This window comes from Acinetobacter sp. LoGeW2-3 (assembly GCF_002688565.1).
Classification (GTDB): Bacteria; Pseudomonadota; Gammaproteobacteria; order Pseudomonadales; family Moraxellaceae; genus Acinetobacter.
In genome coordinates, this window is the sequence record NZ_CP024011.1 from 1,713,425 (window position 1) to 1,730,103 (window position 16,679).

The 16,679-nt window shown below is 41.9% G+C and carries 15 protein-coding genes; 7 read left to right on the plus strand and 8 right to left on the minus strand.

Annotated features, from left to right (window positions below; genetic code table 11):
* The first annotated feature begins 205 nt into the window (after positions 1–205).
* Entirely contained in the window at positions 206–1,849 is a 1,644-nt protein-coding gene (locus BS636_RS08235) for a nitrite/sulfite reductase (RefSeq protein ID WP_099338318.1), read from the plus strand.
* The gene (locus BS636_RS08240; protein ID WP_099338319.1) at positions 1,842–2,327 is read left to right on the plus strand and encodes a DUF934 domain-containing protein; all 486 of its coding nucleotides are present in this window, start codon (positions 1,842–1,844) and stop codon (positions 2,325–2,327) included. The genes BS636_RS08235 and BS636_RS08240 overlap by 8 nt, the downstream gene beginning before the upstream one ends.
* Positions 2,328–2,370: 43 nt before the next feature.
* On the opposite strand, the gene BS636_RS08245 is transcribed toward BS636_RS08240, so the two are convergent.
* The 3 genes from BS636_RS08245 to BS636_RS08255 all read right to left on the minus strand — a co-directional run bounded on the left by BS636_RS08245 (position 2,371) and on the right by BS636_RS08255 (position 4,912).
* Entirely contained in the window at positions 2,371–2,832 is a 462-nt protein-coding gene (locus tag BS636_RS08245) for a VOC family protein (protein ID WP_099338320.1), read from the minus strand.
* A gap of 271 nt (positions 2,833–3,103) precedes the next feature.
* On the minus strand, positions 3,104–4,279 hold the full coding sequence (locus BS636_RS08250) for a thiolase family protein (RefSeq protein WP_099338321.1): 1,176 nt from the start codon (positions 4,277–4,279) through the stop codon (positions 3,104–3,106).
* A gap of 111 nt (positions 4,280–4,390) precedes the next feature.
* Positions 4,391–4,912, minus strand: a complete 522-nt coding sequence (locus tag BS636_RS08255; RefSeq protein ID WP_099338322.1) for a GspH/FimT family pseudopilin — start codon at positions 4,910–4,912, stop codon at positions 4,391–4,393.
* A 372-nt stretch (positions 4,913–5,284) separates the two neighbouring features.
* On the opposite strand from BS636_RS08255, the gene omp38 reads away from it, so the two are divergent.
* Together omp38 and BS636_RS08265 are read left to right on the plus strand one after the other, a co-directional pair.
* Positions 5,285–6,403: an outer membrane protein Omp38 gene (gene omp38, locus BS636_RS08260; protein WP_099338323.1), complete on the plus strand. Its 1,119-nt coding sequence runs from the start codon at positions 5,285–5,287 to the stop codon at positions 6,401–6,403.
* Between the two features lie 106 nt (positions 6,404–6,509).
* Positions 6,510–7,043: a peptidase C39 gene (locus BS636_RS08265; protein WP_099338324.1), complete on the plus strand. Its 534-nt coding sequence runs from the start codon at positions 6,510–6,512 to the stop codon at positions 7,041–7,043.
* A gap of 48 nt (positions 7,044–7,091) precedes the next feature.
* On the opposite strand, the gene BS636_RS08270 is transcribed toward BS636_RS08265, so the two are convergent.
* The 3 genes from BS636_RS08270 to BS636_RS08280 form a co-directional block, all read right to left on the minus strand.
* A complete protein-coding gene (locus tag BS636_RS08270) occupies positions 7,092–8,555 on the minus strand; it encodes an amino acid permease (protein WP_099338325.1) in 1,464 nt (487 codons plus the stop codon).
* Positions 8,555–9,589, minus strand: a complete 1,035-nt coding sequence (locus tag BS636_RS08275) for a methyltransferase (RefSeq protein ID WP_099338326.1) — start codon at positions 9,587–9,589, stop codon at positions 8,555–8,557. The genes BS636_RS08270 and BS636_RS08275 overlap by 1 nt, the downstream gene beginning before the upstream one ends.
* A 66-nt stretch (positions 9,590–9,655) precedes the next feature.
* Positions 9,656–11,026: a uracil-xanthine permease family protein gene (locus BS636_RS08280; protein WP_099338327.1), complete on the minus strand. Its 1,371-nt coding sequence runs from the start codon at positions 11,024–11,026 to the stop codon at positions 9,656–9,658.
* Positions 11,027–11,188: 162 nt separating this feature from the next.
* Between BS636_RS08280 and typA the strand changes: the two genes are divergently transcribed.
* The gene (gene typA / locus BS636_RS08285) at positions 11,189–13,024 is read left to right on the plus strand and encodes a translational GTPase TypA (RefSeq protein WP_099338328.1); all 1,836 of its coding nucleotides are present in this window, start codon (positions 11,189–11,191) and stop codon (positions 13,022–13,024) included.
* 165 nt (positions 13,025–13,189) lie between these two features.
* Positions 13,190–13,630: a large conductance mechanosensitive channel protein MscL gene (gene mscL / locus BS636_RS08290; protein ID WP_099339632.1), complete on the plus strand. Its 441-nt coding sequence runs from the start codon at positions 13,190–13,192 to the stop codon at positions 13,628–13,630.
* A gap of 170 nt (positions 13,631–13,800) precedes the next feature.
* Here mscL and BS636_RS08295 read toward each other — a convergent pair whose 3' ends face one another.
* Complete coding sequence (locus BS636_RS08295; RefSeq protein WP_099338329.1) at positions 13,801–14,085, minus strand: peptidylprolyl isomerase; 285 nt, start codon at positions 14,083–14,085, stop codon at positions 13,801–13,803.
* On the minus strand, positions 14,082–14,942 hold the full coding sequence (gene mutM / locus BS636_RS08300) for a bifunctional DNA-formamidopyrimidine glycosylase/DNA-(apurinic or apyrimidinic site) lyase (protein ID WP_099338330.1): 861 nt from the start codon (positions 14,940–14,942) through the stop codon (positions 14,082–14,084). The genes BS636_RS08295 and mutM overlap by 4 nt, the downstream gene beginning before the upstream one ends.
* A 383-nt stretch (positions 14,943–15,325) precedes the next feature.
* On the opposite strand from mutM, the gene BS636_RS08305 reads away from it, so the two are divergent.
* Complete coding sequence (locus BS636_RS08305) at positions 15,326–16,594, plus strand: carbohydrate porin (RefSeq protein WP_099338331.1); 1,269 nt, start codon at positions 15,326–15,328, stop codon at positions 16,592–16,594.
* The last annotated feature ends 85 nt before the right edge of the window (positions 16,595–16,679 follow it).

Consider the following 16,679-nt stretch of genomic DNA (forward strand, 5'->3'; position numbering starts at 1 on the left):
TTATATGAAATTAATTGCTAAAGATCTAAAAAATAAATCATTATTGGTTGAAAAGTGGTTTTGTCCGGCAAATCCTTTATATCACTGAATTTCTGGTAGGCTTATCAATAAAATCGCTATGAAATATGTATAAAAAGCATTTTATTGATAGATTTAATCTCGTTATCCTTGCCGTCGATATAATAGAAACTACTAGCTGTACGCCATGTATTTATATACTGATTTCGATCAGCAACTGATTAATGAACGTGTTGCACAGTTCCGTGACCAAACGGAACGTTATTTAGCGGGCAAATTGACGGAAGATGAATACCGTCCGCTCCGCCTTCAAAATGGTCTATATGTACAACGTTACGCACCAATGCTGCGTATTGCGGTGCCTTATGGCCTAATGAATTCTAAACAACTTCGTAAAGTGGCGGAGTTGGCAAAAGAATATGACCGTGGCTATGCACACGTTTCAACTCGTCAGAATATCCAGTTCAACTGGCCTGCACTGGAAAATGTGCCGGACATGCTGCAAGAACTGGCATCAGTACAAATGCATGCGATCCAGACTTCTGGTAACTGTATCCGTAATACGACGACTGATCAGTATGCGGGTGTGGTTGCAGGCGAGATTGCAGATCCACGTCCAACATGTGAATTAATCCGTCAATGGTCTACTTTCCACCCAGAATTTGCTTTCTTGCCACGTAAGTTCAAGATCGCTGTTTCTGCGCTTGAAGAAATCGATCGTGCGGCAACTTCATTCCACGATATCGGTGTATATATCGTTAAAAATGAAGCTGGCGAGATGGGCTACAAAATCAAAGTTGGTGGTGGTTTAGGTCGTACCCCGATTATTGGTAGCTTTATCCGTGACTTCCTGCCACGTGAAGACCTGATTGCGTACCTAGAAGCTGTGCTTCGTGTCTACAACTTGCATGGTCGTCGTGACAACAAATATAAAGCACGTATCAAAATTCTTGTAAAAGCGCTTACTCCTGAAGTATTTGCTGAGAAAGTTGAAGCTGAATTTGCACATACAGTTAAAACATTGAAAATCGATGCTAAAACTTTGGCGAAAATGGATGAAAACTTCACACCATTTAATTACCAAGATTATGCAGATGAAGATTTCTCTGAACAATTCGCTGCGCATCCGAAATTCAAGCAATGGTTCAATATCAATACCAATGCACATAAAGTGAAAGGCTACCGTATTGTTACGATTTCTCTTAAACGTGCAGGTGTTGCGCCAGGTGACGTAACCACTGAAGAAATGAACCTGATTGCAGATCTTGCAGACAAGTACACTTTCGGTGAATTACGTACCACGCATGAGCAGAACATTGCCCTTGTTGATGTACCACAAAAAGATCTATTCGAATTGTGGACTATCCTTGAACAAAACAACCTGGCACGTGCGCATATTGGTTTCTTGACTGACATCATCTGCTGCCCAGGCGGTGATTTCTGTTCGTTGGCGAATGCGAAATCAATTCCGATTTCTGAAGCGATTTCACGCCGTTTTGATGACCTGGATACCATTTATAACCTTGGCAAAATTGACCTGAATATTTCAGGCTGTATGAATGCTTGTGGTCACCACCACGTAGGTAATATCGGTATCTTGGGTGTAGATAAGAAAGGTGCTGAGTTCTACCAAATCACTTTAGGTGGTAATGCGGATCACGATGCATCAATTGGTGACATCCTTGGGCCATCATTTGCTGCTGAAGTCGTGCCAGACATTATCGAAGAAATTCTGAATACTTACCTTGACCTGCGTCAGGAAGGTGAAGAGTTTATCGATACCTATCGCCGTGTTGGCATTCAACCATTCAAGGAGCGTGCATATGCTTAATACCGCACTACAAGTGCTCTCTAAAGATGGCACGATTGCAGACAATACTTACCAGTTAATTGGTGAAGATGGCGTATTGCCACAAGGTGATGTGGTTTTAACTGTTGAGCAGTTAGACCAAATTGCCCATGTTTCAGGTAAAAAAGCATTGTACTTAACGATAGATGCTTCACCTGAAACCAATGAATTTCCGCTTGATCAATTAGATGCAATCTTCATTGAATTTGCAGGCTTTAACGACGGTCGTGGCTATTCATTCGCTGCATTGCTTCGTCGTCAAGGTTTCCAAGGCGAACTTCGTGCAACAGGTGATGTGTTCAAAGATGTGTTGAACTACATGAAGCGTTCTGGTTTTGATAGTTTCGTGATTAAAGAAGGTAAAGATATTCAGGAAGCGGCTGCTGGTTTGAATGACTTTACCAATCCGTACCAGGCATCAACAGCTGTACCAAAACCGAACTATCAAACTGGGGCTTAATTCTCCTTCAGTTAAAAAGCCTCCGAATGGAGGCTTTTTATTTCTAGAGATTTGGGCTACGTTCTTCTAATAAACAGTTAATCATCCATTGCACACCGAACTGATCAGTAAAGGTGCCGTAGAGTGCACCCCAAAAGGTTTTTTCCAAAGGCATTTCGATTTGCCCTTTGGCAGATAAAGCTTCAAACAATCGTTGCGCCTCAGTCTGTTCGCTGGCACTTAAAATAATCGCAATATAATGATTGGTGCCTTTGGTAAATGTAGGGGAGTTGGGGCTACATAGCTTGTCATTAATATCAGAACCCATTAATTCCGTATATTCATTGATGGGAAGTGAAATATGTAAAATCTGGCTTCTGTCAGTATCTGACAGGTCAATACCTTCCTGTCCCGGCATATCACCATAACGGCTCAAATTGGAAAATTCACCACCAAATACTGAGCGATAAAAAGTAAAAGCAGCTTCAGCTTCACCTTGGAAATTGAGATAGTGATTGAATCGCATGCTATGTTCCTTTTCTTGTTTTGATGCTCTCTAATCTACTCCTTGAAGCGTGTCTGATTGATAAAGAAGCTTTGTGAAAATGTAAGCAGGGAAGTTTTGCTATTCATAGGCCAATCAGAACAAAAATAAATTCCACTTTAAAGTCCTGTTTTAAATAATTGTTCAAGTAAAGCTGAACCATCATTATTAAAGACATTTATCCAAAATAAATCTTGGACCAATAAAAAAGAGGGCTTTAAAAGCCCTCTTCGTATTTTCACTATATGGAAAATTAAATTAGCTCAATTGCTACCGCAGTTGCTTCACCGCCACCGATACATAGTGCTGCAACACCTTTCTTGCCGCCAGTACGTTTCAGTGCATGGATTAAAGTCAGGATAATGCGCGAACCTGTAGAACCGACAGGATGGCCCAGTGCACAAGCCCCACCATTAATATTGACTTTTTCAGGATCAAGCTTGAACTCATCCATTGGACACATGGTCACCATGGCAAAGGCTTCATTGATTTCCCAGAGGTCCACTTCTTCAGCTTTCCAACCTGCTTTATCTAGGACTTTCTGGATCGCGCCCACAGGAGCAATAGTAAATTCAGAAGGGTGTTGTGAATTAGAAGCATAGGCAACAATTTTAGCCAAAGGTTTTAAACTTTGGGCTGCAGCATTGTCAGCAGAGGTTAAAACCAGGGCAGAAGCACCATCTGAAATTGAGCTGGCATTTGCTGCAGTAATGGTTCCGTCTTTGGCAAAAGCTGGACGCAATGTTGGAATTTTATCGATATTGGCATTGAATGGCTGCTCATCTTTATCAATTACTACATCACCTTTACGGGTAGGAACAGTGACTGGCACGATTTCATCAGCAAAGTAGCCTTCATTTACTGCAGTTTGTGCGCGTTTTAATGAACGGATGGCAAAATCATCCATCTGTTCACGGGTATAACCTTTAGTATTTGCCATATCCTGAGCAAATGAACCCATCAGACGACCCGTTTCAGCATCTTCTAAACCATCAAGGAACATATGGTCTTTAATTTCACCATGACCCATACGGAAACCACCACGTGCCTTCGGCAGTACATAAGGTGCATTGGTCATAGATTCCATCCCACCTGCAACCACATAAGTTGCAGAACCGGCCTTGATCATATCAGCAGCTTGCATCACTGCTTTCATTCCTGAACCACAAAGCTTGTTAATCGTCACAGCGCCAGTACTGTCTGGAAGACCTGCTTTACGCATGGCCTGACGGGCAGGACCCTGTTTTAAACCTGCAGGAAGAACACAACCCATAATGACTTCTTCGATGTCTGTTGGTTGTAAACCTGCACGCGCAATGGCTTCTTTGATTGTTACAGCCCCCAGTTCAGGCGCAGTGACACCTGATAAGCTGCCTTGGAAGCCACCCATGGCTGTACGTGCACCATTGACAATTACGATGTCAGTCATTGTTGTATCTCCGTATGAGTTTTAGTCATTTATTCTCGACCTAAGCAGTATATTGAAAAAACTGCAAGATTAAAGCCTCAAAAAAGTCGAATCATAAACCGAACAGTTTTCTTAGCAGGTACTGAGATTTTCTTTACGCAGATGCCCCATCTTGCTGAGTACAATTCTGTAATAGTGGGAATGTTGAGAAGAGCAGTAATAAAAGCTGCCATTGGAACCAATGGGTAAGTTGGTCTGTGCCTGATAATTGACACTTGGAATACTTAAAGCACCTCTCCAGTCCAGTTGTCCATATTTGAGTTTGAGATGATCAATATGCAGTACGGTTTCACCTGAATCAACTTGTCTATTTTTATTTTGATCGACAAATACCAGCCAGGCATTGCTCCACTGATTGGCTTGACAGGTAGAGAGATTTAATGTGGGACAAATTACAATATTTTGACGCAATACAGCAGATTGGCTACGTGCATAGCGATTTACTGCTGTAATCTTATGGTAAATGTTATTAGCTTCTTGTTTTGCCTGATATTCTTGAAAGAAAGGAACCGCTAGGGTTGCAAGTATTGCTAGAATGGAAATAACAACAATAAGCTCCACAATTGTGAACGCATTATTTCTTTTTATATACATGGTTTAACCTATTTATATATTATTTTTATTGGATACATGCTATTAATTGAGCGTTTTTTAATGCTTTTTTTTATTTATCTACTATTTTTGTACGTGATACAGGAGAAAGCTGTTAAAATTAGCAAGAAACAATAGGGTATTCACAATAAAAAATTGAGTAAAAAATTACCGAATTACAACGGAAATTGTAAGTAATTTTGTCAATAATTTACTTGATTAGATATATCAAGCACTTGGAAAATTTATCAAGTGTTTGTATGATTCCCTGTGAATAGCTTAAAAATAAAACTGGGGTAAAAAGAAGCCTATCTCAGGAAAGCCAATTTAGGCTTGAGCTTGAACAACAATTTCTTATCTCTGGAGGATAAATCCATGAAAATGAGTCGTATTGCATTAGCAATGCTCGTAGCTGCTCCTTTTGCCGCAGCAACTGCAGGCGTAACTGTAACTCCTTTAATGCTTGGTTATACTTGGCAGGACACTAAGCACAACAATGGTCAGTCACAATTGTTGTCATCTAAATTAGCCCAAGGCGAAATGAAAGATGACATGTTTGTTGGCGCTGCGCTTGGTGTAGAATTAACTCCATGGTTGAGCTTTGAAGCTGAATATAACCAAGTGAAAGGCGACGTAAGCCAAATGAATGGTTCACATGGTTTTGGCGGTGACGCTAGCTTAGTTGAGCCAGGTGCAGAATATAAACAAACTCAAATCAATGGTAACTTCATTGCTACTTCTGACTTGATTACTCAAGATTACGATAGCAAATTCAAGCCATATGTATTAGCTGGTGCAGGTCACTATAAATACAAATTTAGTGGTGTAGCGCGTGATAATCGTTATGGTGCTGACAACCGTGACCGTGGTAACACAGAAGAAGGTACGTTGGCAAATGCGGGTATCGGTGCATTCTATCGTTTGAACGATGCTTTATCTCTTCGTGCAGAAGGTCGTGGTACTTATAACTTTGATGAACAATTCTGGAACTATACAGCACTTGCTGGTCTGAACGTAGTTCTTGGTGGTCACTTGAAACCTGCTGCACCAGTAGTAGAAGTTGCTCCAGTTGAGCCAGTTGCTCCAGTTGCTCCAGCTCCACAAGAGTTAACTGAAGACCTGAACATGGAACTTCGTGTATTCTTTGATACTAACAAATCAAACATCAAAGATCAGTACAAACCAGAAATCGCGAAAGTTGCTGAGAAACTAGTTGAGTATCCAAACGCAACTGCTCGTATCGAAGGTCATACTGACAACACTGGTCCACGTGCACTAAACGAACGTCTATCTCTAGCTCGTGCTAACTCTGTGAAATCTTCACTAGTTAACGAATACAACGTTGATGCTTCTCGTTTGTCTACTCAAGGTTTCGCTTGGGATCAACCGATTGCTGACAACAACACTAAAGAAGGTCGTGCTATGAACCGTCGTGTATTCGCGACTATTTCTGGTAGCCGTACTGTTCTAGCTGAACAACCAGCTGCTCAATAATTCGTTATTGAACACTGATTAAAAAAAGCGACTCTTTAGAGTCGCTTTTTTTATGACTTTAATTTGATTACACTGCATAGCCCTAAACCTGTTTTTGAGTCTGAGCATGAGTGTGGAACTCCCTGAAGATTTACAGAATCTGGATGCTAATAGTGGAATCTATGCAATCTGGATGATCTTTCATCACTATGGTATCGATCTGCATATTCTAGATCTGATCCAGCTCACACGTCATGACCCTGAAATGGGAACTTCGAGTATCGCCTTGGCAGTCACTTTAAAAACTCTAGGCCTAGATGTCGATTTTTATACTGAATATGATGCCGATAAACAGCCGATTGAAGTCGAGTTTTATCAACAAGCACAGCGCTTAAATATCCCAGTTATAGAACAGCCACTATCTTATGCAGAGATTCAAGAAAATGTAGAAGCGGGACGTTTTGTCATTGTATTCTATGACACCCTAGAGGGAGTAGGGAACCATTCTTTGGTGTATGAAATCAATAAAAATGAAATCAGCTTCTTTGATAGTTTTGAGTCCATGCCTAAAGAGATCTTCGAACAGCAGCGTCGAGTAGAGGGAATTTGTCAACAAACCATTGTTGTTGATGACCGAAATTTTGTCATGCGTCATAGTTAATACAATAAAAAAAGCAGCCATTTGGGCTGCTTTTTTTCAGATTAGAACTTATTCACGATCTATGTTCATCGGCTGAACATCCATTTTTTTGTAAGGAATGAGTTTAGTATTGTGTTTCCACTTATAACCTAACCAAATCGCCAGGAATAAGAAAATACCAATATAAGTGGAAAGGACTGAAAGCCATTCACCCTCTAATACTGCCTGATAATTTTGTCCTAGAACCACAATTGCACACAGCACAAAAGCAAACCATGGGGCAAACGGGAAGAACTTAGCACGATAAGCCAGATCTTCAAGCTTATAACCTTGAGCTAAATAACCTTTACGGAAGCGGTAATGCGAGATCGCGATACCTAACCAGACAATAAAGCCACACATACCAGACATGTTCAGTAGCCAGTTAAATACTTCCTGTTCACCTATAAAGGTGGTCAGGAAGCACAGGGCAGCAATTGCCGTCGTTGCATATAGTGCATTCATTGGAACGCCACGCGCATCTAGACGACCAAACAATTTTGGTGCACTACCTTTACGTGCCATATCAAATAGCATACGGGTAGAGGAATACATACCTGAATTACCTGCGGACAGAATCGCAGTCAGAATTACCGCATTCATGACACTCGCTGCAAAGGCAAAGCCAGCCTGTTCATAGAGTAAAGTGAAAGGTGAAAGGGCAATATCTTCACTAGATGCTGCTTGCAAAAGACGTGGATCATCATAGGCAATCAGGGTGCCGATAATGAAAATACACACGATATAGAACAGCAGGATACGCCAGAAAATTTGCTTGATTGCCACTGGAATAGTTTTCTGCGGATCTTTAGATTCACCAGCAGCCACGCCCACCATCTCAGTCCCTTGGAAAGAGAATCCGGCAATCATCGCCACACCAATCAGCGCAGACAAACCACCTACAAATGGTGCTTCACCTTTAGTCCAGTTGGCAAAAGTTGCTACTTCCGGAGTCATCATGATTTTCACAATCATGAAAATACCGATGATAATAAATGCAATAATCGCCAGCACTTTGATTAAAGAGAAGAAAAACTCAGATTCACCAAAGCCTTTTACGGTTAGGGCATTAATACCGAAGACGACTGCCAGGAACAGCGAACTCCAGTAAAAGCCAGGAATATCCGGGAACCAGAATTTCATGATGAACTGTACTGCAACTAGCTCGAAAGCCACGGTAATTGCCCAGTTGTACCAGTAGTTCCAGCCGAGTGCGAATCCAAAACCACCCTCGACATATTTGGTGCCATAAGTAAAGAAAGCACCTGAAGTCGGGTTGTGTGTTGCAAGTTCACCTAAGCTGGTCATCAGGAAGTAGATCATGACACCAATGAGCGCATAAGCAAGTAGTGCACCACCTGGTCCGGCATTGGCAATGGTCGCACCTGACGCCAGGAATAAACCTGTACCAATTGATCCGCCAATGGCGATCATATTCAGATGACGAGCACTCAGCTTACGCTGCAGCTGTGTGCTGTTTTGAGTTTCGCTCATCATGATTCCTTAACATTTTTTTGAGTGCTGGCGAAAAGCACCTTGAAGCCTTGTTGATCGGTTTTGACCGTACATTGGCCAAAACTTTGTTCAATTAAAATCGGGTAATTTAAGAAGCGGTTCGCCACAATCCATAATTCACCGCCAGACTTGAGATGACGACGTGAAGTTTTGCACAGATTTTCACTGGCATCATAGTTGGTCTGAATGCCTTGATGGAAGGGTGGATTGCTGACGATGGCGTGCAAAAATAATGGTGCATCCTCAATTCCGCTCACTGCCTTAATTTCAAGCTGTTCAGGTTCAAGCTGATTCTTCTCGAAAGTCATTTTGGTAGAGGCTAATGCAAACGCATCCACATCTAATGCAAAGATGCGATTGTTCGGATTGAGTTTGGCCAGATAGGCGCTGATGACGCCAGCACCACAACCAAAGTCGGCAATTTTACCTGAGGTCACTTCAGACAGGTAAGGCAGGAAAACTGCCGTACCGACATCCAGACGATTTTGACTGAATACACCAGGAAGTGCACAAATCTGTAAATCGCCTTTGGGAGTAGAGACGCTATAGATTTGAGCCCAGTCTGCTAACGCTTTCTTTTCAACGTTGCAGTCTAGAGTTAATTGCCACAATTGGCAATGTCGTGCACTGTCGAGCTTAAGGGATTTGCCGTAAGGTTGCAGCTGTTTAGCTGCACGTTCTACACCACCTTTTTTCTCACCCACCAAAAACACATGACTGCCTTGTTTTAGGTAAACTGCTACATTGTGGATGAGATAATTGAGTAATTCTTTTGATTTTGGAACAAAAATTACCGCTTGATCAAATTCACCTTCAGGAAATTCTGCACCAAAATGCACACTAGCTTGCTGAGTCTGAAAATACAGATAATCATTATAATTCCATGTCCACACTGCAGCCTGAATGGATTCATCAAATTCAGCCAGCAGGTGATCCGTTGGAGGATTAATCAGCAGCACACGACCCGACAAATAATCATATTGTCTTAATAAAACTTCGCTTTTAGCATCCATAGGAATCTCTCCAATAGAAAAAACACTGTCCGAGTTCAACTCAGACAGTGTTTTCTGGACATGAACTTACTTCTTTGTTTCAGGAAGTACAATATTTAGAATCAGGGCAGCAATACCGCCGGTCGCAACACCAGAACTAAAGATATTACGGAATAATTCAGGAAGATGTTCCAAAATCTGTGGAACCTGTGCAACACCTAAGCCCAATGCAAGAGAAATTGCAATGATCAGCAGGGCACGACGGTCCAGGTGGATACCAGACAGGATGTTAATCCCAGATGCAGCGACTGCACCGAACATGACCATCACCGCGCCACCAAGCACAGCTTGAGGAACGGCCTGAATTACACCCGCTACTGCTGGAAGTAAACCCAGAATCACTAACAGTGCTGCAATCCAGATACCGACATAACGGCTTGCCACACCAGTCAGTTGAATCACACCATTATTTTGTGCAAATACAGAACTTGGGAATGTATTGAATAAACCTGCAATTAAAGAGTTCGCACCATTGACTAACACACCGCCTTTAATACGATTCATCCAGGTTGGACCATCAACAGGCTGATTCGATAATTTCGATGTTGCCGTAATATCACCAATCGCTTCTAGTGAAGTTACCAGGTAAATAAATGCCATTGGAATGAATAAGCTCCAAGAGAAACTTAAACCAAAATGCATTGGGGTTGGAATTTGAACCAGAGGCGCATCTTTTAGACCATCAAAATTCAAATGACCCATAAAGCCAGCAAGGACATAGCCTACAACCAGTGCAATGAGAATCGCTGAGCTTTTTACCCAGGTAATGCGTACACGGTTGAGTAAAATAATCAGGGCCAGAACGGTACATGACATGATCAAATTATCTGCATTGGCGAAGGTTTTATCGCCCATCGCCTGATAACCGCCACCCATGCTGATTAAGCCTTCTTTAATCAAAGTCAGACCAATCAATAAAACGACAATACCCGTTACGAGTGGTGTAATCAGTTTTTTCACCCAAGGTAAAATGCGTGACACGCCCATTTCAATAAATGAGCCTGCAATCACCACACCAAAGATCGAAGCCATGACCGCTTCTACAGGCGTACCGGCAGCGACCATCGCTGAACCAATGCCGATGATTGGACCAATAAAGTTAAAGCTGGTGCCTTGAACAATCAGCAAGCCTGCACCAAATGGACCAACTTTTTTAGATTGTAAAAAAGTTGCGATACCAGAAATCACCAAAGACATGGATAAAATCATGTTGGTGTCTTCTTTAGATACACCAAGTGCCAGACAGATCAGCAGGCCAGGGGTCACAATCGGGACAATAATGGCCAATAAATGCTGGAATGCGGCTAAAAATGCGATAAACGGTTTAGGACGATCTTCAAGGCCATAGACAAGGTCAAGTTGATCTTTAGAGGAAGGAGATTGATTAAAATCAGACATGTGTCAATGCAAATTAAGGCTGGGTGGCGCTATTCTAATCGAGTTACACGTCATTACAAAATCAATTAGGAAAAAAATTGACGCTCTCTACAAACTGTCACTGTCAAAAGTTTGTATTTTTCTGTATAATTTGCCCTCAAATTTAAAACGTATCGAATTTACATGTCAGATATTAAAACTCTCCGTAACATTGCCATTATCGCGCACGTCGACCATGGTAAAACGACTCTTGTAGACAAACTTTTGCAGCAATCAGGTGCTCTTGGCGATCGCGCGGGCGAGATCGAACGTGTGATGGATTCGGGCGCAATTGAGTCTGAACGTGGTATTACCATTCTTGCAAAAAACACTGCAATTAAATGGACAGATGCTCGTACAAATACTGAATACCGCATTAACATCGTGGACACCCCGGGACACGCCGACTTCGGTGGTGAAGTTGAACGTGTTCTTTCTATGGTTGACTGCGTATTACTTCTTGTAGACTCACAAGAAGGTCCAATGCCACAAACTCGTTTCGTAACGCAAAAAGCGTTCGCACGTGGTTTGAAACCAATCGTAATCATCAACAAAGTCGACAAGCCAAGCGCGCGTCCAGACTGGGTTATTGACCAAGTATTCGACCTGTTCGACAACCTTGGCGGTACTGATGAACAGTTAGACTTCCCAGTAGTTTACGCTTCTGGTCTTCGTGGTGTTGCCGGTCCTTCTCCAGAAGAACTTGCTGATGACATGACTCCATTGTTCCAAACAATCGTAGACATCGTTGAACCACCAGCAGTTGACGTTGATGGTCCATTCCAAATGCAAGTGTCTTCACTTGACTATAACAGCTTCGTAGGCGTTATCGGTGTTGGTCGTATTCAACGTGGTTCAGTGAAATTAAACACTCCTGTAACTGTGATCGACAAAGAAGGCAAAACACGTAACGGCCGTATCTTAAAAATCATGGGTTACCATGGTTTAGAGCGCGTTGATGTTGAATCTGCTCAAGCAGGCGATATCGTGTGTATCACTGGTATCGATGCACTGAACATTTCTGACACTATCTGTGATCCGAAAGCAGTTGAAGCACTTCCAGCACTTTCTGTAGACGAACCTACAGTGTCTATGACATTCCAGGTAAACAACTCACCGTTTGCTGGTAAAGAAGGTAAATTCGTAACTTCACGTAATATCCGTGAACGTCTTGACCGCGAATTGATTCACAACGTAGCACTTCGTGTTGAAGATACTGATAGTCCAGACCGTTTCAAAGTATCTGGCCGTGGTGAACTTCACCTTTCAGTATTAATTGAAAACATGCGTCGTGAAGGTTTCGAAATGGGCGTATCTCGTCCACAAGTAATCATCAAAGAAATTGATGGTGAAAAACAAGAACCTTACGAAAACGTTACCTTTGATGTTGAAGAACAGCACCAAGGCGCTGTAATGGAACAAATGGGTCACCGTAAAGGCGAAATGACCAATATGGAAGTTGACGGTAAAGGCCGTATCCGTATTGAAGCAACTGTTCCTTCACGTGGCTTGATTGGTTTCCGTTCAGAATTCCTAACCATGACTTCTGGTACTGGTATCATGACGTCTAGCTTCTCGCACTACGGTCCTATGAAACAAGGTACTGTTGCGAAACGTCAAAACGGTGTGCTGATCTCTATGGTTCAAGGTACTTGCCTGGGCTATGCATTGTTCACACTGCAAGACCGTGGTCGTCTATTCGCGAAACCACAGTTAGAAGTTTATGAAGGCATGATCGTGGGTATTAACTCACGTTCTGACGACATGGTTGTTAACCCAACTAAAGCGAAACAGTTAACTAACGTACGTGCTTCTGGTACTGACGAAGCGTTAACTCTTGTTCCTGCAATTGAATACACGCTAGAACAAGCGCTTGAATTCATTGAAGATGATGAGCTAGTTGAAGTAACACCTAAGTCAATTCGTATCCGTAAACGTTTCTTGACTGAAAATGAACGTAAACGTAACCGTGCTAAATAAGCTCGATTACTGATACTTCCAAAAAACCGCTGACATTGTTCAGCGGTTTTTTACTTGCCTATAGAAAATTTGGGGAATTTACAGAAACTTGATAAATTAGTTTTAAATAGAAATACCTAACTAATGTATAATCCATCACAAAATTTTAGAAAAACTGGTGACTTTATGAGCATTATTCAAGAATTTAAGGAATTTGCGGTTAAGGGCAATGTCATGGATCTCGCGGTCGGTGTGATCATTGGCGGCGCTTTCGGTAAAATTATCGATTCCATGGTGAAAGACATTATCATGCCTTTAGTGAGCTGGGTCCTTGGTGGTGATGTCGACTACTCCAACTGGTTCCTGGTATTAGGGGATAATCCAAATAATGTGACCAATCTGGCTGCAGCACAGGCAGCAGGGCTAAATGTCTTTGCTTATGGTAACTTCCTGACCATTCTCATTAACTTCCTGTTATTGGCATGGGTGGTATTCTGGCTGGTAAAACTGATGAACAAATTGCGTCGTCAACAACCTGCAGAGCCTGAAGCACCAGCAGCCACACCTGAAGATATTGAATTGTTACGTGAAATCCGTGATGAGTTAAAAAAACGTCCTGAAGCTTAAGCTTTTGGAGTAAATAAAAAACGGCGCTGAGTGCGCCGTTTTTTATGCATCATTTCCCTCTCATCTTAGGAGAGGGTTAGGGAGAGGTAAATTTTCATAATAGGAATATTAGACCTCCATCCCCTTGCGGAATATATTCCTCACCTCCTAGAAGGAGGAAGGAGCAATGTTTAAAAATCTATCCGAAATTTAATTTCCACCAAATGAAAACCAAACTGGCTTTTCACTGGGCCATGCAAAACACGTTCTGCTGCAGTAAACACGAGTTTATCAATCACTGGAACCAGCTGACCTTTTTTCACTTCACCTAGTTCACCACCACGTTTGGCAGAATTACAGGTCGAATATTGTTTAGCGATCTTAGAAAAATCTGCGCCAGCGAGAATCTTCTTTTTCAGTTGCTCGCAGGTATCTTTATCTTTAACCAAGATATGACGGACAATAGCAGTCTTCATGATTTTTTACCTCGTACAGCTGCTACACGCTTACTGGAAAGCTTTACCTTTTTCAGCGGTTGGCACTCAGGACAATAGACAGATGCCCGCTGTCCTAACTTGATATTTTCCAGTGTTGTTTCGCAGTTCACGCACATTTCCCCGGCACGGCCATAAGCCAGCAGCGTTTGCTGGAAATAACCATTTTCTCCCATGGCATTGGTATAGTCGCGTAAGGTCGAACCACCGAGATCAATCGCCTGTTTTAAAATCCGCTTAATTTCGACTACCAGCTTTTCGATCTGCTCAAAACTCAATGTAGAGGCAGGTTGTGCAGGATGAATGCCCATATTGAATAGACTTTCAGTCGCATAAATATTGCCTACACCAACCACGACATGGTTATCCATAATTGCAACTTTGGTGCCAACGTTTTTATTTTTTAATTTTTCAAAGAGATAGTTGGGATTGAATGCATCACTCAGGGGTTCAGGACCTAAAGTATCAATCAGCTTGCTTTGTGATTGTGCATCTAACCACAGAATGCAGCCGAAACGACGCGGATCATGATAGCGAAGTTGAATATCTTCAAACTGTATAATTAAATGATCATGTTTACGTAATTCTTCACTCGCTTCACACAAACGGAAGCTGCCTGACATGCCCAGATGCCACAGCATCGTATCCTGTTCAAATTGCGCCAGAATATATTTAGAGCGGCGCGTAAGTTGAATCAGGCGTTGCCCTTGCAGGCGAGCAATATCATCAGGGATTGGCCAGCGTAGACTAGACTGACGAACTTCGATTTTCAGTACTTTCTGATCAAGGAGGGGCAGGAGACTGGTCTTAGTAGTTTCAACTTCGGGTAATTCAGGCATAACACTTAGCAGCTAATATCATGACGCTAATATTGGGTGTTTTAAGCCTGAATGCAAGTCCTGTTTAAAATAGGGTCATAGATTGCAAGTTGAAAATTATTTGATCAATCGTTTAAAAAATAAACTTTAAAATAAGACTCATTTTTGATTTTAGAGGTGAAGTTAAGACGAATTTTAAACTTATTCTATAAATTAAATCATTGAAAAATATAAACTATCTAAAATTATTTGTTATGTAGAATAGACTTTCTTATAACTTAAAGTTTTACCAATAATAAAAAAAATGCTGTGTATTTAAATGAAAAGTTATGTAACGTTCCGTATCAAGTCATACAGGGCAAGCATCAGCCTGCCTTTACTCTCTCCGTATGTTTAGGTTTTATATGAAAAAGTTAAGTTTCGCTTTATTGCCATTCATGGTAGCCATGACTTCAGTTCAGGCTGAATCTGCATTTGATCCTCAAGGCCAGTACCTGTTCGGGGACTGGAATGGAAAACGTACCGAACTTGCCCAGCAAGGTGTCAAATTTGAAGCGAATTTACTGACTGATACTGCGTATCTTGCAGGGGGTGGTCGTGATGAAGATCATGAGGCGCTAACATCTGCACAGCTATGGCTTGGCACACAACTTGATATGGAAAAACTTGCAGGTTGGGATGGCGTAACTGTTCGTGCAGTCGCGACTGCACGTCAAGGTCAAAGCGTATCAGGTGAATACCTACAAGGTGATGTACCACATATGGCCAATGTACAAGGTACATTTGGTCGCGGTAACCAAAAGAGCCGTTTATCTGAACTCTCAATTGAAAAGAAATTTAAAGACCAAGGTACAAGCATTAAAGCAGGTCGTTTAGGTTTAGGTATGGACTTCAATGTGATGGGATGTGACTTTGCAAGCACTGCTTTTTGTGCTGCCCAAATGGGTAAATGGCAAGGCAATATCTGGATGAATACGCCAGTATCTCAATGGGGTGCACGTGTTAAACAAGAACTTAACTCAGAACTTGCTGTTCAAGTGGGTGTATATGAATTCAACCCTGAAAATGCTTTAGAGCGTCATGGTTGGAACCTAGATACAGACAATGCCGATGGTATAACGATTCCTGCTGAAGTGATCTGGACACCGAAGAACTTTGTGAATGGTTTACCGGGTAGTTACCGTGTTGGTGGTATGTATAATACGGCTGATAATGCAGAGAATCAGTATGATGTCGCTAAAGGTACAGTAAATGGCGTGGGTGTTGATGGTAAAAATCGTACCTTTGCAGGTTGGTTAGCCGTAGAGCAACAATTAACGTCTACTGGTCAAGGCCGCCAAGGTCTGCATTCATTTGCCAACTTTACCTGGCATGATCGTGATACCAATAAAGTAGATAACTCACAACAAGTCGGTGTGAAATATATCGGTTTAGTAGACAGCTTACCAAATGATATTTTAGGTCTAGCAGTGAATCGTGTGCATGTGAATGATCGTTTGAATCAAGACACTTTCGATGCAAGTGCGGAATACAATATCGAGTTGAACTATAGCTACAACCCGACCAAATGGTTGATGCTACGTCCAAATCTTCAATATGTTATCAACCCAGGTTCAACGAATCGTGTGGATGATGCATTCGTTCTCGGTTTAGGTACAAGAATCATCTTCTAAAGTTGGATTGTTCACGCTATAACTAAACAGGCTCCTGGGAGCCTGTTTTTATTTTAAAGAGAAACCAGCCAATAAGAAGAGGAAA